The organism is Allobosea sp. LC85 (genome assembly GCF_000735605.1).
Taxonomy (GTDB): Bacteria; Pseudomonadota; Alphaproteobacteria; order Rhizobiales; family Beijerinckiaceae; genus Allobosea.
In genome coordinates, this window is the sequence record NZ_JPKG01000061.1 from 81,908 (window position 1) to 102,756 (window position 20,849).

A 20,849-nucleotide genomic window follows, 5' to 3' on the forward strand; every position below is an offset into this window, starting at 1 on the left:
CGCCGGTTCCATCGAACCGATCGGATCAAGGGCAAGGCCCGACAAGGGTCTCCCGAAGGTCAAGCGAAAGGGGAGATGGGACCAAAGTCCCAGCTCCCTTTTTTCGTTTGCGCCGACGGAGAGACCGATGTTCCCCGAACTGACCCGCGACGATGTCTTCCGGCTCGAGACCCGCCGTCTCTGGCTGCGCTGGCCGCGTATGGCGGACGCTTCCGCCATCCTGCGCCAGGCTGGGGAGAAAGCCGTGGCCGAGATGACGGCCTCGATCCCGCATCCCTATCCGGCGGATGCGGTCGAGCCCTTCATTTTCGCCATGCGCAAGGGCAATGCGCTCGGCGAGCACTTGGCGCTGGCGATCACGCCGCGCTCCAGGCCGAACGAGCTCATCGGCATGATCGGCGCCCATAAGCAGGCGACCGGCATCCCCTTCATCGGCTACTGGCTCGGCACCCCGCACTGGGGCAAGGGCTACACGACCGAGGCCGCCCAGGCTCTGATCGACACGCTCTTCACCTTGCTCGATATCCCGGCGATCGAGGCGGATACGCGCGTCATCAACCCGGCCTCGCGCCGGGTACTGGAGAAGTCCGGCTTCCGGCAGGAGGGCTCTTTCCTGAAGTCGCTGCCGGCACGGGGTGGGCTGTTCCCCTGTGAGCAGTATCGGCTCGACCGCTCGACCTGGGCTGCCCTGAAGAGCTGGGGCTCGACGGGCTGGACCCACGCGCCCGAGATCGAGACCCCCGGCGAGTTCTGCGTCGCCTGAAACGAAGCAGCCCCGGCAGATGATGCCGGGGCTGCTCGCTAATGGCCCGTGAGCCGCGGGCTTACTTGACGAAGTTGCCGCCAAGCTCGTCATCGATATGGACGCGGATGATCTCCTCGAAGCTCGCTTCCGCCTTGAAGCCGAGTGCGGTCGAACGCTGCGGGTTGAAGTTGCGCGGCCAGCCGGCAACGATGCCGTCAATGACCGGATCCGGAACCCGCTTGATCCGCTTCACCACGTTCTCGCCGGCGACCTTGCGCAACGCCTCGATCTGCTCGGCCACCGTGCAGGAATAGCCCGGCATGGTCAGCGTGCGGCGAGGGCCGATGGCGCCGGTATCCATCGTCGCGGCGTGGACGAGGAAGCCGACGGCCGAACGCGGCGAGGCATGCCAGTGCCGGACCTGATCGGAAACCGGCAGCACCGCCTCCTCACCGTTCAGCGGTTCGCGGATGATGTTGGAGAAGAAGCCGGACGCCGCCTTGTTCGGCTTGCCCGGACGCACGCAGATCGTCGGCAGGCGAATTCCGACACCGTCGAAGAAGCCGCGGCGGGAGTAGTCAGACAGCAGCAGTTCGCCGATCGCCTTCTGCGTCCCGTATGAGGTCAGCGGCGTGGTGAAGAACTCGTCCTCGATCTTCTCATGGAAGGGGGCGCCGAAGACCGCGATCGAGGAGGTGAAGACGAGACGCGGCTTGTAGCCGCCGCCGGCCTTGCGGATCGCATCGAAGAGATGGCGTGTACCGTCGAGATTGATCCGGTAGCCCTTGTCGAAATCGGCCTCGGCCTCGCCCGAGACGATCGCCGCGAGATGGACGATCAGGTCGGGGCGGGAAGCGATCAGCGCCTCGGCCTCCCCCTCGTTCGACATGTCGGAGACGACGACGTCGAAGATGAAGGGCGCCGCGGCCGGCGCGCTTGCGGCGACGACATCCTGGGCCGTGATCTTGGTGACCGGCTTGCCGCCGAGCTGACCATCATGGGCCAGTCGTTCGATGAACTTGCGGCCGACCATGCCGGCACCACCGAGAACGAGAATATGCATGGGGATTTCCTGGTGCTTGTTGTTGATCAGTTTGGCAGGCGCCCGCCGAGATCATCCTCGATATGGACGCGGATGATCTCGTCGAAATCCTTCTCGGCCCGGAAGCCGAGCTCAAGCGCGCGCCTGGCCTCGAAACCGGTCGGCCAGCCGGCGACGATCTCGGTGACCGCCTTGTCCGGAGCACGGCGGATCAGATTGACCGCCTTCTCGCCCGCGACACGCCGCAGCGCCGCGATCTGCTCGCCGACGGAGCAGAAGACGCCCGGCATGGTCAGATTGATCCGCGGGCCGAGAGCTTCGCGGTTCAGCCCGGCAGCATGGAGCAGGAAGCCGACGGCCGAACGCGGACTCGCATGCGTGAAGACAAGATCGTCGCCGACCGGCAATGACGCTTCCAGCCCGACCAGCGGCTCGCGGATGATGCTGGAGAAGAAGCCGCCGGCCGAGGCATTCGGCTTGCCCGGGCGCACGACGATCGACGGGAAGCGGATTCCGACGCCGTCGACCAAGCCCCGCCGCGAGTAATCCGCAAGCAGCAGCTCGCCGATCGCCTTCTGCGTCCCGTACGAGGTCAGCGGCGTGGCATGGAACTCGTCCGGGATCACCTCCGGATAGGGCGCGCCGAACACGCCGCTCGACGAGGTGAAGACGAAGCGGGGCACATAAGAGCCGCCATCCTTCTGTCCTTCCCGCCGGATCGTCTCGAGCAGGGTCCGTGTCCCGTCGAGATTGATCCGATAGCCCTTGTCGAAATCGCGCTCGGCCTCGCCGGAGATGATCGCAGCAAGGTGGAAGATCAGCAGCGGGCGGGCCCCGATCAGTTCCGCGGCGATGGCGGGATCGGCGAAATCCTCGGTGCGGATCTCGATCTCGCCGCCAAAGCCCCGCGGTGTTTCCGGCGTAACGACGTCGGTCAGCGTCAGCTTGCTGACGGCCTTGCCCGCGCAAGCACCATCAGCCGCCAGCTGCGCTGCGAGCTTGCGGCCGACCATGCCGGCTGCACCTGTTACCAGGATGTGCATCGACGCGTCCTTTCCTGAGTCAGAGCGCGAAGCCACCATCGGCAAGATGAATCTGCCCGGTGGTGTAGCTCGACTCGTCGGATCCAAGGTAGACGGCAAGCCAGGCGATTTCCTCGGCGGTGCCGAGCCGGCCCATCGGCTGGCGGTCGACGAAGGCCTGACGCGCAGCCGCCTCGGTCGTCTTGGTCGCCTTCGCGAGATCGGCGATGCGCTGGTCGAGCGAGGGCGACTGGATCGTGCCCGGGCAGATCGCATTCGCGCGAACGCCCTTCTTGATGTAGTCGGCCGCGACCGCCTTGGTCAGGCCGATCACGGCCGCCTTGGTCGCGCCATAGGCATAGCGGTTCGGGATGCCGCGCACCGAGCCGGCGCCCGAAGCGATATTGACGATGGAACCCGCGCCCTTCGACAGCATCCCGGGCAGGAAGGCCTTTGTCGTGCGGTGCATCGACTTGACGTTGAGGTCGAAGGAAAAATCCCAGGCCTTGTCGTCGCAGTCAAGAACGGTGCCGTGGTGAACGAAGCCGGCGGCATTGACGAGAATGTCGATCGGGCCGACCTTCTCGGCGAAAGCGTCGACGGCCTTGCTCGAAAGCACGTCGAGCTTGCGCTTCTTCGCCTTGGGAATGCCCTCCAGCAGCGCGACATCCTTGTCCGTCGCCCAAACCGTCGCGCCTTCCCTGACGAAGGCTTCCGCAATCGCCCGGCCGATGCCCTGCCCCGCGGCCGTGACGACCGCGACCTTGCCTTTCAAACGTCCTGCCATGTCCTTGGTCCTCTTGTTCAGCCGGCTTATTATCAGAGCTGCTTGCGCATATGCGTCAGGCGCCGGTCGGCCAGATCGGCGTGATGGGTGATCGCGAAACCCAGGCGCTCATACCAGGCGATGCGCTGTGTCAGCTTCGCGTTGGTGTAGAGATGCACCGAGCCAAAGCCGAGCGCGGCGGCGCGGTCATCGGCAAAGCGCATCAGCAGCAGGCCGAGCTTGCGTCCCTGCGCCTCGGGGCAGACCGCCACGCTCCAGATCGTGAAATCGTCCGGCGCGATCTCGAGAACAAGGGCAGCATCCAACCCGCTGTCGCCGTCGACCAGCCAGACCTCATGTTCGGCCACGACCTGCGCATAATCTGCGATCCGCGGCAGCGAAGGCACGCCGATAATGGCCTCGTTGGGCGTATAGGCTGCGTTCTTCAGCGCGAGGATGGCAGGAATGTCGGCCAGCGACGCCCTGCGCAATGACATCGCGTCGGTCTGGCCCAGCGTCTGGTTGAAGGCGGCGAGCGCCCGCTTCTGCCGGCCCTCGGCGTCGAAATTCGAGGGGTCCAGCCAACGCTGGAACCCTTGCGCGCGTACCGGCCATTCGCTGTCGAGGATCGAATACCAGGCGGTGTCGCGATTCCCGCCCTTCACCACCATGTGCTGGCGGAACAGGCCTTCATAGTGGAAGCCGAAGCGCAGGGCGGCCCGCTTCGACGGTTCGTTCAGAGCGTTGCACTTCCACTCGAAGCGGCGATAGCCGAGCGAGAAGCCGTAGGCACCGCACAGATAGATCGCCTCGGTCGCGACCCGGGTCTTCTGCAAGCTCGGCGAATAGGTGATGTAGCCGACCTCGAAGACGCCATGCTCGGGCCTGATCTCCATTAGCCAGAGATGGCCCTTGGCCTTGCCATCGGCCCTGTCGATCACCGCGAAGGGCACGATGCCGGCCTTCGCCGCCATCATCGTCAGCAGTTCGCGATAGCTTTCGCGATCCTGCGGCGGATGGGCCGGCATCCAGGTCCAGATGTGATCGTGCCCGCCATTGGCCTGCCAGATATCGTCAAGATGCCGGTCCGGGTCGATCGGCTCGAGCCGGCAATAGCGCCCTTCCAGAACCTTGGCCGGCGGAAAGGGCGGCGCCTTCCAATCGGGGGAAAGCGTCATGGTTCTCCCCGCGCATGCCAGGCGGAGAGATCGAGCGAGACCTTCCAGCCGGCACCGAGCTCGGCAGCGGCCGCATGCGCGAGAGCTGTTCCCTCCGCCTCCCAGGCAAGCCGCTCGACCTCATTCGCGAAGGCCGACGCGGCCTCGTCCTCCTCGTCGTAGATCGCGTCGAACGCATCCATCCAGGCTTCCAGCCGATCGCCGAACGCTTCCGAGAGACCGGCGTCCTCGGCGTCGATGGCCTTGCGCCTGCCCTTGGCGTCAAGCGTCCAGAGACCGCTTCGCCCAAGCCACTCGGGCGCGATGACGAGTTCGCTGCTCACGAGCGCGCCTTGAGGTCGTCCTCGAAGAAGGTGTTGAGTGGCACGGACGGCCCGTTACCGGCGAAGCCTGCAAAACTGCCCTGCTCGGTGATCAGGCGTGTCGCCTCGATGAAGGCAGCCCAGGCCGCGCGCGCCAGCGCTGCGCCGATCGAAATGCGCCGGACACCGAGTGCGGCGACATCGGACACCGTCAGGCCGAAATCGCCATAGATCAGCGCATTGACCGGCTTGCCGCCGGCAGCCGTGACAATGGCTGCGATCTGCTCGCGTGTCTTTGGTCCGGGCGCATAGAGCACATCGGCGCCCGCCTCGGCATAGGCGGCGATACGCCTGACCGATTCGTTCAGCGGATCGTCATGGCCGGTCAGAAAGCACTCGGCACGCGCCGTCAGCAGAACGCCGGAGCCGGTCTCGTCAATCGCCCGACGCGCCGCGCGGATACGCTCGACCGCGAGTTCGAATGGATAGAGCGGCACATCATCGCGGCCGGTCGCATCCTCGATCGAGAGCCCGGCGACACCGGTCGCCACACAGGCTTTCACATTGAGGGCGACATCGGCCGGCTCGTCGGCATAGCCGTTCTCGAAATCCGCGTTGATCGGCAGATCCGGAACCGCCTTCACCATATCGGCGATATGAGCGAGCATCATGTCGCGCGGCACGTCCTGGTCAGCCCGCCCCTGCGTGAAGGCGAAACCGGCACTGGTCGTGGCCAGCGCCCTGAAGCCCTGCCCCCGCAGCCAGCGTGCCGAACCGACATCCCACGGGTTCGGCATGACGAAGCAGCCAGATTGGTGAAGCGCACGAAAGGCGGCGATCTGCGGGCTGTCGGTCATTTTAAATCGTTTCAGATGCGAGTTGGCCGAGCGATGCCCCATACTGTCCGGGCGCGTGCCGTTTGTCAGCCCTTCATGTCATGCGTCAAGGCTCGGCGCCGATGCGCGACCGGCATGGAAGCCGATCAATAGGCCGCAAACAGCTCGTAGACGAACGCCGTGAGACCGTCCGGGCCCGGGATCCTGGAGGCCAGATCGCCGCGCAGGAGCGCAACCAGCGCCTTCCGGTCGGTACTGCTGATCAGGGCAACGCCATGTCGTGCGCTCGCATCCTGCGTTGCGGGAAAAGCGGGATGGGGCCTGGCCGCCAGCGTAACGCCTGCTCGGGCTGAGAGGACGCCGGAACGCCCGATGAGGTCCGCCAGAGCCGGTGGCGGCACGGCGTCTTCAACCCTGCCCTGCCATGTCACCACGGCGAGGTAGCGGCCAAAACCCCGCCCGGCCCGGCCCGTCTCGCGATAGACGAAGCGGCTGAACGCCCCCATTGCCGGCCGCATCCTGCACGTTTCCGGGGTCGGATTGGCAAGCAGATGGAGATACTCCGGCGTCTCCAGTGCCTCTGCCGCATCGAGATCGTAGAGGGTGAGATAACGAGCGGCGGCGCCACGACCCCGGGCGTAACGCTTTGCGGCGAGGAAACCGGGCATCGTCAGCCGTTCGGGGACATGCTCGCCTCCGTGCCAGGCCTCGTAGTCCGCGCGCATGACGGGGTCGACGCTGTTGCCGATCGCCAGGAAGATGGGTCCGGGCCAATCGGGCGAGCCTGACGGCATGCCCGTCACGGCCGCAGGACGATCTTGGACGCAGTGCGATTGCTTGCTCGAGCAAAGGCGTCGAGCCCCGCTGCGAGCGGCACCTCTTCACTGATCATCCGCCGGATGCGCCCTTGCTGCGCAGCCATGAACGCGATCACCCGCGGCCATGTTGCCAATGGCGAGCGGTAGCTCCCGCGAATCTGCTGGTGCCGCCGCACAACCGCAGTCAGGTCGATCGGCGCCGGACGGGAATGAATGCCGCAGATGACAAGGACACCACGCAAGGCAAGAAGATCGATCGCCTCCGGCACCACGGCCGGCGCACCTGCCGCTTCTACGATCACGTCATAGGCGACAGGCAGGCCTGCGCGAGTGAGCGCCTCCCGCAACGTCGTCCCGGCCGTGTCGACGGTGTCGGGAAAGCCGAGTGCCTCGACAGTGCCAAGGCGGACCGAATCATTGCGGCCCGCCACGACAACCCGCCCCGCCCCAGCCGCCTCGGCGGCCAGCGCCGCACCTTGTCCAATCGTGCCCGGCCCGATGACCAGCACCGTATCACCCGGTTTCACGCCCCCCGTATCGACGGACTCGGTGGAAACCGTCATCGGCTCGGCGAGCGCCGCAACCGCGTCATCCAGCTCATCGGGGAGAGCGATGCAATTCTCTGCCGGAACGGCGGCAAGGGTTGCGAAGCCGCCATTCCGAGCAATGCCGATGCCGGTCCGCGTGATGCAGTCCTCCGCCCGCCCCGACCGGCACCGCTCACAACGCCCGCACACCACGGAGGGGCGCACCACCACGCGCGTTCCCACCGCGATGCCGCCGGCACCTTCGCCGCGATGCAGGACGCGGCCGACGAACTCGTGCCCGAGCGTGACCGGCATCGCGGCCGCCATCGCTTCGTACCCGCCCGACCAGTCGGCGATATGGAGATCCGTGCCGCAAATGCCGGCAGCCGCAACTTCGATCAGCACTTCGCCGGGATCGGCGACGGGCTCCGATATCTCGCCGAGCCAGAGCCCGGGCGACGGGGCGGTCTTGCGGAGCGCGAGCATGAACGGCTCTCACTCGACCTTGATCGCAGCCGACTTGACCACCTTTGCCCAGGTTTCGGCATCCTTGGCCATGAACGCCGCGAGTTCGGCCGGCGTGCCCGGTGCCGGCTCGGCGCCAATCTCGACCAGGCGGGCGTTCACATCGGGCCGGGCCAGTGCCGCATTGATCGCGGAGTTCAGCACCTGCACCACTTCGGGGGCCGTTCCCTTGGGGGCAACGAGGGCCACCCAGGCCGAGAGGTCGTAGCCGGGATAGCCCTGCTCAGCGACAGTCGGCACATCCGGCAACAGCGAGGCGCGCTTGCCCGTGGTCACCGCGAGCGCCTTCATCGTGCCGCCCTTGACGTGGCTGGAGGCGCCGGCAAGCGTCGAGAACATGACGTCGATATTGCCGCTGATCGCATCGGTCAAAGCCGGCGCTTCGCCGCGATAAGGCACGTGCTGGACCTTGGTGTCCGAGACCAGGCCGAAGAATTCTCCAGCCAGATGCGCGACCGTGCCGGTGCCGCCCGAGCCGAAGGTGATCGGCCGCTTGCTGGCCTGGCCATGCGCGGCAAGCTCCTTCATCGTGTTGGCCGGATAGGATTTTCCGGCCGCGACCACGAAGGGCAGTTTCGCGATCATTGCGACCGGGACGAAATCCTTCTCCCAGTCGAAGGGCACGTTCGCCTTCAACGCGGGATTGATCACCATCGTGGTCGGCGCGGCGAGCAGCGTGTAGCCGTCGGGCTCCGCCTTGGCGACGGTCTGGGAGCCGAGGATCGTGGCGGCACCGCCGCGATTCTCGATGACGAAGCGCTGCTTGAGCACGTCGCCCGCCGCTTCGGCCACGACGCGCGTCACGACATCGACGCCACCACCCGCAGCAAAGGGCACGACGAGCTGCATGGCCCGCACCGGATAGGCCTGAGCCAGCGCCGGTCCGGCAGCCGTTGCTGCAAGCAGCCCGAGCGCGGCGGCCATCGCCTCGCGCCTGCTCAATGGGCCCGAACGGATCGGGGCAAGCTTCAACGCGTCCGTCATGATGTTTCCTCCTGTTCTTCTTGCGATCGACAAGGCCATCGATGGGGAGGCGCGACAACAGCGAATCCTGTGCGCCGCGATAGCCTGAGGCTATAGGTCAGCCCCAATTCTCAAGATCTCTGCCCGCAAGGCCGTCTCGAAATGCTGGACCAGGCGGCTGCGCGCCCGCTCGACATTCCGGTGCAGGAAGACCTCGTACTGGGCCGGATGATCCAGCGGCAGGAGCGCGACCGCGTCGCGGTTGGCCGCCAGCGCACTGAAGCGGTCGACGATGGCGAGGCCCAGCCCCGCCTCGGCGAGCGCAATCGCGGTTTCGGCGAAGCGGACGACATGCGTCCGCTCCGGGACGACGCCACCGTCACGCAGCACGGCATCGACGACCTGGCCATGCACGGATTGCGGCTCGAACACGATGATCGGAACGCCCGCGAGAGCCGAGGGAGACAGGCGCGCAGCCGACGCCAGTGGCCAATCGCGCGGACACACGGCGACCGCCTTGCCGGTCCCCACCGATATGCTCCGAATTCCCGCGTGAAGGATAGGGAACAAGGTGACGGCGCCCTCGCCTTGTGCCGAAAGCAGATACTCCATCACCTGGCTGACCGACAGGATATCGAGATGCAGGCTGAGCCCGGAATGCTCTGTCAGCAGGCTGGCGGCTGCGCGCGGGATCAGGACGCGGCCAATGCTCGGCGAAGCTCCGAGACGGAGCGAGCCGGTATCGGCTCGTGCCAGCCTGAGCGCCCGCGCCAAGGCCCCTTCGAGCTGATCGAAGGCGATGTCGACCTCACCGAGAAGACGATGCGCCTCCGCCGTCGGCGTCAGGCGGCCGCCATGCCGGTCGAACAGGGCAAAGGCGCAGATATCCTCGATCCGCCGCACCGTCTTGGTCACGGTCGGCTGGGCGATCCCGAGATCGCGCGCCGCACCGACGATGGTGCGAGCGCGCATCACGGCGCGGAAGACCTCGATCTGCCTCAGCGTGAGCAGCACCGCGGCACGCTCCCCCGCCAGGGACGCCCCGCTAGAGCATGCTGCGAAAAAGTGGCAACGGTTTTTCGCATAAAGCATGCTCTAAAGCATCGGCCCGAAAAGTGGATTGCGGTTTTCGAGAAAGACGATGCACATACAAAGGTTTAGATCATTGGACCGGATACGATATCCGGTCCAATGATCTAACCGATGAGAGTCGATCACGTTTTCTGCGTTTGGACGATTTCGTCCAAACGCAGCGTGATCTAGTGGTTGTCACGCGGAACGCCGAACTTCTTGTGGATCTTCTGGTACTTGACCGCCGGCTTCAGCACCATGCCCTCGGAGAGTTCGCCAACGATCTTGCGCTGGATCTCCTGCCAGGGGGTCTGGCTCTTCGGATACTTGTAGCCGCCGGCAGCCTTCAGCGCGACCCGGCGCTCATCCAGCTCCTTGTCGGAAATCAGGATGTCGGCCGTGCGCTTCTTCAGGTCGATGCGGACCTTGTCGCCGGTCTTCAGCAGTGCAAGTCCGCCGCCGGTCGCTGCTTCCGGCGAGGCGTTCAGGATCGAGGGCGAGCCCGAGGTGCCGGACTGGCGACCGTCGCCGATGCAGGCCAGCGCCGTGATGCCCTTCTTGATCAGGTAATCCGGCGGCCGCATGTTCACCACCTCGGCCGCGCCGGGATAGCCGATCGGCCCAACGCCGCGAATGAAGAGCACGCTATGCTCGTCGATCTCGAGCGACGGATCGTCGATGCGGTGATGGTAATCCTCCGGCCCGTCGAAGACGATCGCCTTGCCCTCGAAGGCCATCGGATCCTTCGGGTTCTCCAGATAGCGCTTGCGGAATTCCGGCGTGATCACGCTGGTCTTCATGATCGCGGAATCGAACAGGTTGCCGCGCAGGTTGAGGAAGCCGGACTGCGCCTTCATTGGCTCGTCATAGGCCTTGATGACGCGACGATCGCCGGAAAAGAAGCCTTCGCAGTTCTCGGCCAGCGTCTTGCCGTTGGCGGTGATGGCGGGCTTGATCTTGCCCTTGGCGACGAGCTCGGCAACCACGGCGGGCACGCCGCCTGCGCGATAGAAATCCTCGCCGAGATATTCGCCGGCGGGCTGCAGATTGACCAGCAGCGGGATGTCGTAGCCGATTGCAGTCCAATCCTCGTTGTCGAGCTTCACGCCGATATGCTTGGCGATGGCGTTGACATGGATCGGCGCATTGGTGGAGCCGCCGATCGCCGAGTTGACGACGATGGTGTTCTCCAGGGCTTCGCGCGTCAGGATCTTCGACGGGATCAGGTTCTCCCAGACCATCTCGACGATGCGCTTGCCGGTCAGGTAGGCCATTTCATAACGGTCGCGATAGGGCGCCGGGATGGCGGCGCCGCCGGGCAGGGTCATGCCCATCGCCTCGGCCAGCGAGTTCATGGTCGAGGCCGTGCCCATGGTGTTGCAGTGGCCGGCCGACGGAGCCGACGACGCCACCAGATCGACGAAGCCGCGATAGTCGATTTCGCCGGCGGCCATCATCTGGCGCGCCTTCCAGACGATGGTGCCCGAACCGGTCCGTTCGCCGCGGAAATTGCCGTTCAGCATCGGCCCGCCCGGCAGCGCGATGGCCGGGATGTCGACCGTGGCCGCCGCCATGATCTGGGCCGGGGTGGTCTTGTCGCAGCCGGTCGTCAGCACGACGCCGTCGAGCGGATAGCCGTAGAGGATCTCGACGAGCGAGAGATATTGCAGGTTGCGGTCGAGGCTCGCGGTCGGGCGCTTGCAGGTTTCCTGGATCGGGTGGATCGGGAACTCGAACGGCACGCCGCCCATCTCGCGGATGCCGTCGCGGACGCGGACGGCGAGCTCGATATGATGACGGTTGCAGGGCGCAATATCGGAGCCCGTCTGGGCGATGCCGATGATCGGGCGGCCCGACTGCAGCTCTTCGCGCGACAGGCCGAAATTCATGGTGCGCTCGATATAGAGCGCGGTCATGTCGGCATTGGCGGGATTGTCGAACCATGCCTTGGAGCGCAGTTGCTCCGGCTTGATCTTGCGGACCGGCTTCCTTGCTGGCGTCTTGGCCATCCCCGTCATTCCCTCTCGCACCGGCCCGCAGCCTTCGCGCCGCTTCCGCCGTGGTCTTTAAATCGATTTGACCAGCCAATCATGCCGATCGCCAGGCGCGCGACAAGAGCCAAATTCGACCAAATCGCGCCACCTGCATTCTGCATACAGCACACAAATTGCTTCGCCAATCATGCAGATGGCTGCCGCGCAGGAAAGGTCGCCGTCCCGCAGTTTGCAAGTGTTCCAAATGCGCGGCGGCCCGGCGGCCGGCGCAGACGGCGGGCTTGCATCGCCCCCGCGTTTCCGGCCAAGACAGCGCAGCACGACAGCGCAAGGCCCGCGACAGGGCCTGCCTCGTCGAGAGCTTGCAGAGGAAAGCGCACCATGACGCTGCAGACCGTCTCCTCCTTCGCCCGGATCGGCGAGGAAAACGCTTTCGCCGTGCTGGCACGGGCGACCGAGCTGCAGCGCAAGGGCAAGGACATCATCAATCTCGGCATCGGCCAGCCCGATTTCCCGACGCCCGACCATATCGTCGAGGCGGCTGTGAAGGCGCTGCGCGACGGCCATCACGGCTATACGCCGGCCAATGGCATCCTGCCGTTGCGCGAAGCGGTCGCCGCCGACCTGCACAAGCGCCTCTCGGTCGATGTCTCGCCGGAAGAGGTGATGATCGTGCCGGGCGGCAAGGTCACCATGTTCATGGCAATCCTGATGTTCGGCGAGCCCGGCGCCGAGATCCTCTATCCCGATCCCGGCTTCCCGATCTATCGCTCGATGATCGAGTTCACCGGCGCGACCCCGATTCCGGTTCGGGTCCGCGAAGAGAACGGCTTTGCCTTCTCGGCCGACGAGACGCTTTCGCTGATCACGCCCAAAACCCGGCTGCTGATCGTCAACTCGCCGGCAAACCCCACCGGCGGCGTCACGCCGAAGGCCGAGGTCGACAAGCTCGTCGCCGGCCTTGCTCGCTTCCCCGATGTCGCGGTGATGTCGGACGAGATCTACGACCAGATGCTCTATGATGGCGAGAAGCACGTCTGCCTGTTGGGCTACCCTGAGATTCGCGACCGGCTGATCCTGCTCAATGGCTGGTCGAAGACCTATGCCATGACCGGCTGGCGCATGGGCTTCTCGGTCTGGCCGAAGCCGCTCTACGACAATGCCCGCAAGCTCGCGGTCAATTCGCATTCCTGCGTCAACGCCCCGGCGCAATGGGCCGGGCTCGCCGCCCTCACCGGCCCGCAGGACGCGGTGCATGCCATGGTCGCCGAGTTCGATCGGCGCCGGAAGGCGGTGGTCGCCGGGTTGAACGCCTTGCCCGATGTGTCCTGCGCGGTGCCCAAGGGCGCCTTCTACGCTTTCCCGAATATCTCGAAAACCGGGTGGAAGGCGAAGAAACTGGCCTCGGCCCTGCTCGAAGATGCGGGCGTCGCGACGATCGGCGGTCCCGATTTCGGCGTCCATGGCGAAGGCTATATCCGCCTGTCCTATGCCAACTCGCTGGAGAACATCGAGCGTGCGCTGGAGCGGATGAAGAGCTTCCTCGCCAGCGCACAGGCAGCGTGACCATGATCACCTGCCATTTGCGCTACATCGTCGATCCCTACCAGCTGCCGGCCTTCGAGGCCTATGGCAAACTCTGGATCAGGCTGGTCGAGAAGTTCGGCGGCAAGCATCACGGCTATTTCATGCCCTCGGAAGGCACATCGAACGTCGCATTGGCGATGTTCAGCTTTCCGTCGCTCGCGGCCTATGAGGAGTATCGCACCGCCTCGTTCAAGGACGAGGAATGCCTGGCGGCCATGGCGATGAACGACAAGCACCGCTTCATCATCAGCTTTGAACGCTCGTTCTTCCGACCGGTCTTCGAAGACGATCAGGGTGCGCGCCGCGCACCCTGATCGCGCCGATTGGAGCGGCGTCAGGCCTTCGCCGCGCTCGCAGCCGCGTCGATATTGGCGACCAGTTCGGCATCGAGGCCGACCGAGCCCGCGAGCCCGGCGAGGAAGTCCTTCTCCGCAGGCGTATCCGGATTGATGGCGAGGCGAGCCGCCGTGTAGATTTGTGCCGCGAGCTCCGGGGTTTCCGCCGCCTCGGCGAGGACATCGACCGAAGCCGGATTGGCCATTTCATTGGCGAGCCAGGCATTGGCTTCCGGGTCGAATCCGGCCTCGCGCAGCCCCCCGAGGATGGCATTGCGCTCCTCGGTGTCGATATGGCCGTCGGCGGCCGCGGCCGCGATCATCGCCCGGATGAAGATGAGGGCCGTAGCCTCGCTTGCAGCTTCCGGCTCGAAACCGGTCCCGGCCGGCGCTGGCAAAACCTCCTGACGCTTCAGATCGAGCAGCGGCTTGCCGGCCTGATGGTTCTGGTAGGCCTTGTAGGCGAGGCCGCCGATCAGCGCGAGACCGCCGAGTTTCGCCGCCGAGCCGGCAACCGAACGCCCTGTCGACGAACCGAAAAGCAAGGCACCGAGACCGCCGAGCACCGCGGTTGCCACGGCCGGATTGCTGCTGAACATGCCCTTGGCCTGTTCCAGCAACTGGTCGGGCGTCTTGCCGCCGGACACCTGGCCGACAACCTCGGTCGCCTTCTGCTCCAGCCCTGTCTGGCGCGCGGCGTCCTGCATGCCCTGCGTCGCCTGGCCGAGCACGCTGCCGACGAGGCCGCCAATTCCACCCGAACCACCGGCCTGCTGAACCTGTTGCGCCAAATTGCCCAGCATCCCGCCGAGCCCCCCGGCCTGGCCTGCCTGCTGCCCGGCCTGATTGCCGGCGCTGACCAGCGCGTCCAGGAGTGATTTTGCGTTGAACATCGAGAGGCTCCCTCGTTTAGGCCATTCACCGCAAAGCGGCGGCGTAACCTGCACCCGGGCCACGGGCTTCACAAGCCGCCCCGCATGGAAGCGAACCTTGACGCGATCATGACGAAGGCAACGGCAGGAGCCCCGGCTCCTTCAGTGTCTCGAGCGCGATTTCCGAGCGGACCCGCGCGACGCTTTCATGCGGCATCAGAATCTCGTTGACGAAGCGCGAGAGTTCCTTGAGATCGCCGACCGCAACCTTGAGCAAATAATCCGCCTCACCCGTCAGCGCGTGCGCCTCCAGGATCGCGGGAGTCAGCCTGACCAGATCGCGAAAGCGGCGGGCATTGTCGCGCGAATGCGTGTTCAGCGCGACATGGACGAAGACGGTCACGCCGAGCCCGATCGCGGCCGGATCGATCAGCGCCCGGTAGCCGCGGATCGTGCCCTCCTCCTCGAGCCGTTGGCGCCGGCGGGAAATCTGGCTCGCCGACAACCCGACCTTCTCGGCCAGCGCGCCATTCGTCAGGGAAGCGTCCTGCTGGAGCGCATCGATCAGGCGCCAGTCGAAGGAATCGAGACCGCTCACATCACGCACCATAGGGAGATCCTTTGCACGAACTGTGCGGATTCCGCGCCATATCGGAGTATTTTGCAAGCTCTTTGCCTTCGCGGTGCGCGACCATGTCGGCAGTCACATCGAGGAGAACGCCATGGGCCCATTTCCGCACGACACCGCCCCTCCCGCCATTTCCGAAGCCAATCCCATGGGAACGGACGGGTTCGAGTTCGTCGAATATGCCCATCCCGAGCCAGAGAAGCTCGGCCCGTTATTCGAGCAGATGGGCTTCACAGCCGTCGCCCGGCATCGCTCCAAGAAGGTCACGTTGTACCGTCAGGGCGACGTCAATTTCGTCGTCAATGCCGAGCCGGAGTCCTTTGCCCAGCGCTTTGCAGCCGAGCACGGCCCGTGTGCCTGCGCCATGGCCTTCCGCGTCGTCGATGCCAGGCATGCTTTCGAGCGCGCCGTGTCGCTTGGCGCCGAGCCCTATGAGAGCAAGGTCGGCCCCGGCGAGATGCAGATTCCCGCCGTGAAGGGCATTGGCGGCTCGATCCTGTACTTCGTCGAGCGTTATGGCGCGAAGGGCTCGATCTGGGACGTCGATTTCGAATGGATCGACGAGCCGAATCCGCATCCGGAGCAGGCTGGTCTCTATTATCTCGACCACCTCACCCATAACGTCCATCGCGGCCGCATGGACCATTGGGCGGGCTGGTATGCAAAACTCTTCAACTTCCGCGAGATCCGCTTCTTCAACATCGAAGGCAAGCTCACGGGCCTGATCTCGCGTGCCCTGACCTCGCCCTGCGGCAAGATCCGCATCCCGATCAACGAGTCGCTCGACGACAAGAGCCAGATCGAGGAATACCTGCGCCAGTACAAGGGCGAGGGCATCCAGCATGTCGCGCTCGGCGCTCGCGATATCTACGCCACCGTCGAGCAGTTGCGCCGCAACGCCCTGCCCTTCATGCCGGCGCCGCCGCCAACCTATTATGAGCGCGTCGATGCGCGTGTTCCCGGCCATGGCGAACCAGTCGAGCGGCTGAAAGCCAACGGCATCCTGATCGATGGCGAGGGCGCGGTCGCAGTCGGCTCGAAGGAAGGAAGGATGAGCAAGGTCCTGCTCCAGATCTTCTCCGGCACAGTGCTCGGGCCGATCTTCTTCGAGTTCATCCAGCGCAAGGGCGATGACGGCTTCGGCGAGGGCAATTTCCGCGCCCTGTTCGAGTCGATCGAGGAGGACCAGATTCGTCGCGGCGTGCTGAAGGTCGAGGCGGCCGAGTAACGCGCCGACCACGATGGGACGCGGCGTGGCCCTTGCGGCCGCGCCCCGTTTCGTCTGTCGGGAGCAGCGATCACGCGGCGCTCATCAGGCTCCCTGACGAGCGCACCTCCATATTCAGATGTCGACCGCCATCGCAATCGCGGGGGGCTGCTGACTATCAAGTCGATTCGATAGCCAACATGAAGACGCTCGGCCGCGTCGGGGCGAAAGTGCGCTCCTACGGCGCGAGCTTGCGCAGCATCAGCGGTGCGCCCACCGCAGGGTCCTTGCGCCACTGGCCGTTCTCGAAGACGAGATCGACGCTGTGCCCCTTGCGCGCAACCAGCGAAAGGCGCCCGGCGGCATAGCGCCAGCCGACGGGATCGAAGATCGTCAGGCCGGTATCGTCGCAGCGCCCGTCGAAACGCGCGGGTGCGCCGCCGGGGGCGTTGGCAACACCCGCCTCAAGCATGAGGCGGCATCCCTCGCGGTTCTGCTGGCGCATCGTGACATAGCGTCCGGGCACTGCATCGGTCGGCGGCGCGGCCGCCGGGTCAACGACCGTCGGCCGGGCCGCGGCGGTCGCGGCCCGTTCCGCCGCACTGGGCGGCACTGGGCGTGCGCTGCGCGGATGATCCTTGGGATCCAGCAGATAGTCCTGCCCGTCCGTGCCCTTGCCGTTCAGGCCAGTGCCGGACTTGCTGAGCGTGATCACGGCCTTGCCGGCCCCGTCATGCAGGCGCAGCTCGCCCTCACCGCCGACACTCCAGGACATGATCTGCCCCAGAATGGGCAGTGCTCGCCGGCAGGTCGCAGGGAAGCGTAGTTGCCGCCCCTGCCCCGACTGTTCCACCCCAAGGGTGATGGTGCATTGGCGCGGCGCACCGGCCTGCTCGAGGTTCCAGGCACCGATCAAGGGGCGGATTGCGTCAGGCGCGGTCTCTGCCCCTTTCGGGAGTGGTGATGTTTGCGCCTGTAGCGCTCCCGCGAAAAGGACGCCCGCCACAAGCGGCAGGCATCCTCGCCTCATGTGAACCGAAAGGCGGTGTCTCAGGCTTTCTTCCATGGCGTCTCGGCAACCGGCGTCAGGGGACCCTTGCCATCGAACCATGAAACCAGGTTGTCGACCAGAAGCTGGCCCATCTGTTCACGCGTATGCACCGATGCCGATCCGACATGCGGCAGCAGAACCACATGATCCATCGCGATCAGTTCGGCCGGCACGCGCGGCTCGTCCTCGAAGACGTCGAGGCCAGCCGAAAGGATGACCTTGTTCTTGAGCGCCTCGATCAATGCCTGTTCGTCGATCACCGTGCCGCGGCCGACATTGATCACGATGCCATTCGGGCCGAGCGCCTTCAGCACGTCGGCATTGATCATGTGATGGGTCGAAGCGCCGCCAGGGGCGACCGAGATCAGCGTGTCGACATCCGCCGCCATCTCGACCAGCGAAGGATAGTAGCGATAGGGCACGTCCGCCTGACGGGTCCGGCCATGATAGCTGACCGGCAGGCCGAATGCCTCGATACGCTGCGCCACTGCCTTGCCGATGCGGCCGAGCCCGACGATGCCGACCTTGCGGGTTCGCAGCGAGGTCGTCAGCGGATAGGCCTTCTCCAACCACTTGCCGGCACGCAGGTAACGGTCGACCTGCGGCAGTTGGCGGACCGTCGCAAGCAGCAGGCCGAGCGCCAGGTCCGCCACCTCATCGGTCAGCACGTCCGGCGTATTGGTGACGATCAGCCCGCGCTTGCCGGCTTCCTTGGCATCGACACTGTCGTAACCGACGCCGAAATTCGCAACGACCTCGAGCTTCGGCAGGGCGTCGAACAGCGCGCCGTCGATCCTGACATGCGCGCCGCCACCGGCGACGCCACGAACCTTGCCGCCGATCTCCTTCAGCAGGGCGGCCCGGTCCTCTGCCTTCCAGAGTTCGTGCACCGTGAAACGGGCCTTCAACTGGTCGGCGGCGTAGGCCATCAGCGGGCCGGTCATGATGATGTCGGTCATGTCGTGAACTTTCGTCGGGCGTGGGGTCAGAGCGGCTGGCTTGATTTCAACTCTTTAAAACGATTAGATCGCGAAACCTCAAGGCCTCCGCTACGCGGCATCGGCAGAGCAGTACTACACGCGCTGCAGGGCGAGAAGAGCGCGTCCCTGTCATATGTAGTATGACTTATTCAGGCGATTTTCGGAGCATTCCGCTGACCTGCCCATGCCAGGAAGGTGAGTGTGGTGTTCAAGCTATCGGTGACCAGTGCACTCATCCGCGCCGCGGCGAGATCGCCGTCGCGCTGGATGATCGCATCCAGCACCCGCTCGTGATCGAACAGCGACGTGACATAGAAGCCCTGATCATCTCCCGACTTCAGCAGCAGCGACCATTGGATCGTCGCCGAGACGACGCTTGCCAGACATTGCAGCGTCGAGTTCTGTGCTGCAGCCAGGATCGCCTCATGAAAGGCCAGGTCGGCACGAATGGTTGCCTCGGCATAGGGCGGGTTATCGATCATCCCGTGATAGCCGGCCTGGATTCGCGCGAGATCGGCAGGCGTACGCCGCAGCGCCGCGAGCCGCGCCGCGCTCGGCTCGACAAAACTGCGCAACTCGAACAGGTCGCGAATGAATTTCTCGTTCGGGTCGGCCTCGAAATGCCAGGACAGCACGTCGGGATCGAGCAGGTTCCAGCTGTCGCGCGGCGCCACCCGCGTGCCGCTCTTCGGGCGCGCCTCGACCAGCCCCTTCGCCGTCAGGAACTTCACGGCCTCGCGATAAGCGGTGCGCGAAACCGAGATTTCGGATTTCAGATCGGCCTCGTTCGGCAACAGCTCACCCGCCTTGACGATCCCTGAAATGATCGCGACTGCGAGCTTCTGGGCTACCTGCCCGAACAGGCGGTCGGGATTCAGGGTCGTCGGCCGCGAAAAGTCGCGCACCCGCATCTGCTGGCGTCCTCACCCATTTTCGATCGCTCCCAACGCCGCCGGAAAGCGGCTTCATTGGAACGATTCCGGCGCTTGACACGCCTGTCGGTATCGTATGACTTTATCGCAGATGAAACCCGGCGCAACAGGCACTGCCTGGTCTGCGACGCTTTTCGTCGGTCGGTCACTAGAAACCGGCAGCAGCGGCGGTGCGGAGAGCCCGGACACGGGACGATACCGGACCCCAGAGGAAACATAAGACCGGGAGAGGGTTCAGATGGCCTCAGTCCAGATCGCTGATGTGCGCAAGGCTTATGGTTCGACGCAGGTCATCCATGGCGTCGACATCGACATCAACGATGGCGAATTCGTAATTCTGGTCGGCCCCTCGGGCTGCGGAAAATCCACCCTGCTGCGCATGATCGCCGGGCTGGAGAATATTTCCGGCGGCGAGATCCGCATCGGCCCGCGCGTCGTCAACGACGTGCCGCCGAAAGAGCGCGACATCGCCATGGTGTTCCAGAACTACGCGCTCTATCCGCACATGACGGTGGCCGACAACATGGCCTTCTCGATGAAGCTGCGGAACGCCCCCAAGGCCGAGATCGACCAGCGCGTCAACAAGGCCGCCGGCATTCTCGGCCTCAACAAGCTGCTCGACCGCTATCCGCGGCAGCTTTCCGGCGGTCAGCGCCAGCGTGTCGCCATGGGCCGTGCCATCGTGCGCGATCCGCAGGTCTTCCTCTTCGACGAGCCGCTCTCCAACCTCGACGCCAAGCTGCGCGTGCAGATGCGCACCGAGATCAAGGAACTGCATCAGCGCCTCAAGACCACGACGGTCTACGTCACGCACGACCAGATCGAGGCCATGACCATGGCCGACAAGATCGTGGTGATGCATGACGGCATCGTCGAGCAGATGGGCGCTCCGCTCGACCTCTACGACCGGCCGAACAACCTCTTCGTCGCGGGCTTCATCGGCTCGCCGTCGATGAACTTCATCAAGGGCACGATTCGCGCCAACGGCTTCGAGAGCGAAGGCGGCGTCATCTGGCCCATTGGTACACACCCCACCAATGCCGACGGCAAGGCCGCGGTTCTCGGCATCCGTCCCGAGCATTTCCAGCTCAACCCGAACGGCCTCAAGGCCGAGGTCGTGGTCATCGAACCGACCGGCTCCGAGACGCAGGTCGTCGTTCGCTGCGGCGGGCAGGAACTGACTTGCGTCTTCCGCGAGCGCATCACTGCGAAGCCTGGCGAGACCATTGGCATCACGCCGGACACCAGCGTCACGCATCTGTTCGACGCCGCCACCGGCAAGCGTATCTGAGCTTCTGACCGCGGAGGCCCGCGCCGCATCGCGCCTTGGCCCGCATGACATGACGTTACGACAGGCCAACCCAAGCACTGGCTGGCCTGTCGCAGCCAAAAGAGCCGGCGACGACTTCCAGGGACGGGTCGCAGGCGACACAAAAAAGGTCCCGCCTTTCCGGGAAGGAAACGATCA

21 protein-coding genes are annotated in these 20,849 nt (G+C 65.1%); 5 read left to right on the forward strand and 16 right to left on the reverse strand.

Going from position 1 to position 20,849, the window contains the following annotated elements:
• Window positions 1-127: 127 nt before the first annotated feature.
• Window positions 128-763 carry a GNAT family N-acetyltransferase gene (locus FG93_RS28555; RefSeq protein WP_052514323.1) on the forward strand — a complete coding sequence of 212 codons (636 nt, stop codon included), beginning with the start codon at window positions 128-130 and terminating at the stop codon, window positions 761-763.
• A 61-nt stretch (window positions 764-824) separates the two neighbouring features.
• Here FG93_RS28555 and denD (FG93_RS28560) read toward each other — a convergent pair whose 3' ends face one another.
• From denD (FG93_RS28560) to FG93_RS28610, 11 genes are all read right to left on the reverse strand, one after another.
• Window positions 825-1,808, reverse strand: a complete 984-nt coding sequence (gene denD / locus FG93_RS28560; protein WP_043241806.1) for a D-erythronate dehydrogenase — start codon at window positions 1,806-1,808, stop codon at window positions 825-827.
• A gap of 26 nt (window positions 1,809-1,834) precedes the next feature.
• Entirely contained in the window at window positions 1,835-2,830 is a 996-nt protein-coding gene (denD, locus tag FG93_RS28565) for a D-erythronate dehydrogenase (RefSeq protein WP_043241808.1), read from the reverse strand.
• A 19-nt stretch (window positions 2,831-2,849) separates the two neighbouring features.
• Entirely contained in the window at window positions 2,850-3,596 is a 747-nt protein-coding gene (locus tag FG93_RS28570; RefSeq protein ID WP_043241809.1) for an SDR family oxidoreductase, read from the reverse strand.
• 32 nt (window positions 3,597-3,628) lie between these two features.
• Window positions 3,629-4,753, reverse strand: coding sequence for a GNAT family N-acetyltransferase (locus FG93_RS32125; RefSeq protein ID WP_081881972.1), 1,125 nt, complete (start codon window positions 4,751-4,753; stop codon window positions 3,629-3,631).
• A complete protein-coding gene (locus FG93_RS28580) occupies window positions 4,750-5,076 on the reverse strand; it encodes a hypothetical protein (protein WP_043241812.1) in 327 nt (108 codons plus the stop codon). Before FG93_RS28580 ends, FG93_RS32125 begins: the two co-directional genes overlap by 4 nt.
• Window positions 5,073-5,912 (reverse strand): isocitrate lyase/phosphoenolpyruvate mutase family protein, encoded by an 840-nt coding sequence (locus tag FG93_RS28585; RefSeq protein ID WP_043241814.1) that lies wholly within the window; start codon window positions 5,910-5,912, stop codon window positions 5,073-5,075. Before FG93_RS28585 ends, FG93_RS28580 begins: the two co-directional genes overlap by 4 nt.
• Window positions 5,913-6,037: 125 nt before the next feature.
• Window positions 6,038-6,685 carry a DUF4286 family protein gene (locus tag FG93_RS31530; protein WP_052514324.1) on the reverse strand — a complete coding sequence of 216 codons (648 nt, stop codon included), beginning with the start codon at window positions 6,683-6,685 and terminating at the stop codon, window positions 6,038-6,040.
• A 5-nt stretch (window positions 6,686-6,690) separates the two neighbouring features.
• Entirely contained in the window at window positions 6,691-7,722 is a 1,032-nt protein-coding gene (locus tag FG93_RS28595; protein ID WP_043241816.1) for a zinc-binding dehydrogenase, read from the reverse strand.
• A gap of 9 nt (window positions 7,723-7,731) precedes the next feature.
• The gene (locus FG93_RS28600) at window positions 7,732-8,745 is read right to left on the reverse strand and encodes a tripartite tricarboxylate transporter substrate binding protein (protein WP_043241818.1); all 1,014 of its coding nucleotides are present in this window, start codon (window positions 8,743-8,745) and stop codon (window positions 7,732-7,734) included.
• Window positions 8,746-8,835: 90 nt separating this feature from the next.
• On the reverse strand, window positions 8,836-9,738 hold the full coding sequence (locus FG93_RS28605; RefSeq protein ID WP_043241820.1) for a LysR family transcriptional regulator: 903 nt from the start codon (window positions 9,736-9,738) through the stop codon (window positions 8,836-8,838).
• A 245-nt stretch (window positions 9,739-9,983) separates the two neighbouring features.
• Window positions 9,984-11,804: an IlvD/Edd family dehydratase gene (locus tag FG93_RS28610; protein ID WP_043241822.1), complete on the reverse strand. Its 1,821-nt coding sequence runs from the start codon at window positions 11,802-11,804 to the stop codon at window positions 9,984-9,986.
• A gap of 366 nt (window positions 11,805-12,170) precedes the next feature.
• On the opposite strand from FG93_RS28610, the gene FG93_RS28615 reads away from it, so the two are divergent.
• A complete protein-coding gene (locus FG93_RS28615) occupies window positions 12,171-13,355 on the forward strand; it encodes a pyridoxal phosphate-dependent aminotransferase (RefSeq protein ID WP_043241823.1) in 1,185 nt (394 codons plus the stop codon).
• Window positions 13,356-13,357: 2 nt separating this feature from the next.
• On the forward strand, window positions 13,358-13,690 hold the full coding sequence (locus FG93_RS28620; RefSeq protein ID WP_043241826.1) for an NIPSNAP family protein: 333 nt from the start codon (window positions 13,358-13,360) through the stop codon (window positions 13,688-13,690).
• Between the two features lie 20 nt (window positions 13,691-13,710).
• On the opposite strand, the gene FG93_RS28625 is transcribed toward FG93_RS28620, so the two are convergent.
• Both FG93_RS28625 and FG93_RS28630 read right to left on the reverse strand, forming a co-directional pair.
• Complete coding sequence (locus FG93_RS28625; protein ID WP_081881975.1) at window positions 13,711-14,604, reverse strand: tellurite resistance TerB family protein; 894 nt, start codon at window positions 14,602-14,604, stop codon at window positions 13,711-13,713.
• Between the two features lie 106 nt (window positions 14,605-14,710).
• The gene (locus FG93_RS28630; RefSeq protein ID WP_043241828.1) at window positions 14,711-15,193 is read right to left on the reverse strand and encodes an Lrp/AsnC family transcriptional regulator; all 483 of its coding nucleotides are present in this window, start codon (window positions 15,191-15,193) and stop codon (window positions 14,711-14,713) included.
• A 112-nt stretch (window positions 15,194-15,305) separates the two neighbouring features.
• Between FG93_RS28630 and hppD the strand changes: the two genes are divergently transcribed.
• Window positions 15,306-16,439, forward strand: a complete 1,134-nt coding sequence (gene hppD, locus FG93_RS28635) for a 4-hydroxyphenylpyruvate dioxygenase (RefSeq protein WP_043241993.1) — start codon at window positions 15,306-15,308, stop codon at window positions 16,437-16,439.
• Window positions 16,440-16,656: 217 nt separating this feature from the next.
• Here hppD and FG93_RS32130 read toward each other — a convergent pair whose 3' ends face one another.
• The 3 genes from FG93_RS32130 to FG93_RS28650 form a co-directional block, all read right to left on the reverse strand.
• Complete coding sequence (locus tag FG93_RS32130) at window positions 16,657-17,529, reverse strand: AprI/Inh family metalloprotease inhibitor (RefSeq protein WP_081881976.1); 873 nt, start codon at window positions 17,527-17,529, stop codon at window positions 16,657-16,659.
• Window positions 17,469-18,428: a 2-hydroxyacid dehydrogenase gene (locus FG93_RS28645; RefSeq protein ID WP_052514326.1), complete on the reverse strand. Its 960-nt coding sequence runs from the start codon at window positions 18,426-18,428 to the stop codon at window positions 17,469-17,471. Before FG93_RS28645 ends, FG93_RS32130 begins: the two co-directional genes overlap by 61 nt.
• Window positions 18,429-18,598: 170 nt before the next feature.
• Window positions 18,599-19,360, reverse strand: a complete 762-nt coding sequence (locus FG93_RS28650; RefSeq protein ID WP_052514327.1) for a FadR/GntR family transcriptional regulator — start codon at window positions 19,358-19,360, stop codon at window positions 18,599-18,601.
• Between the two features lie 259 nt (window positions 19,361-19,619).
• On the opposite strand from FG93_RS28650, the gene FG93_RS28655 reads away from it, so the two are divergent.
• A complete protein-coding gene (locus tag FG93_RS28655) occupies window positions 19,620-20,672 on the forward strand; it encodes an ABC transporter ATP-binding protein (protein WP_043241830.1) in 1,053 nt (350 codons plus the stop codon).
• Window positions 20,673-20,849: the final 177 nt, after the last annotated feature.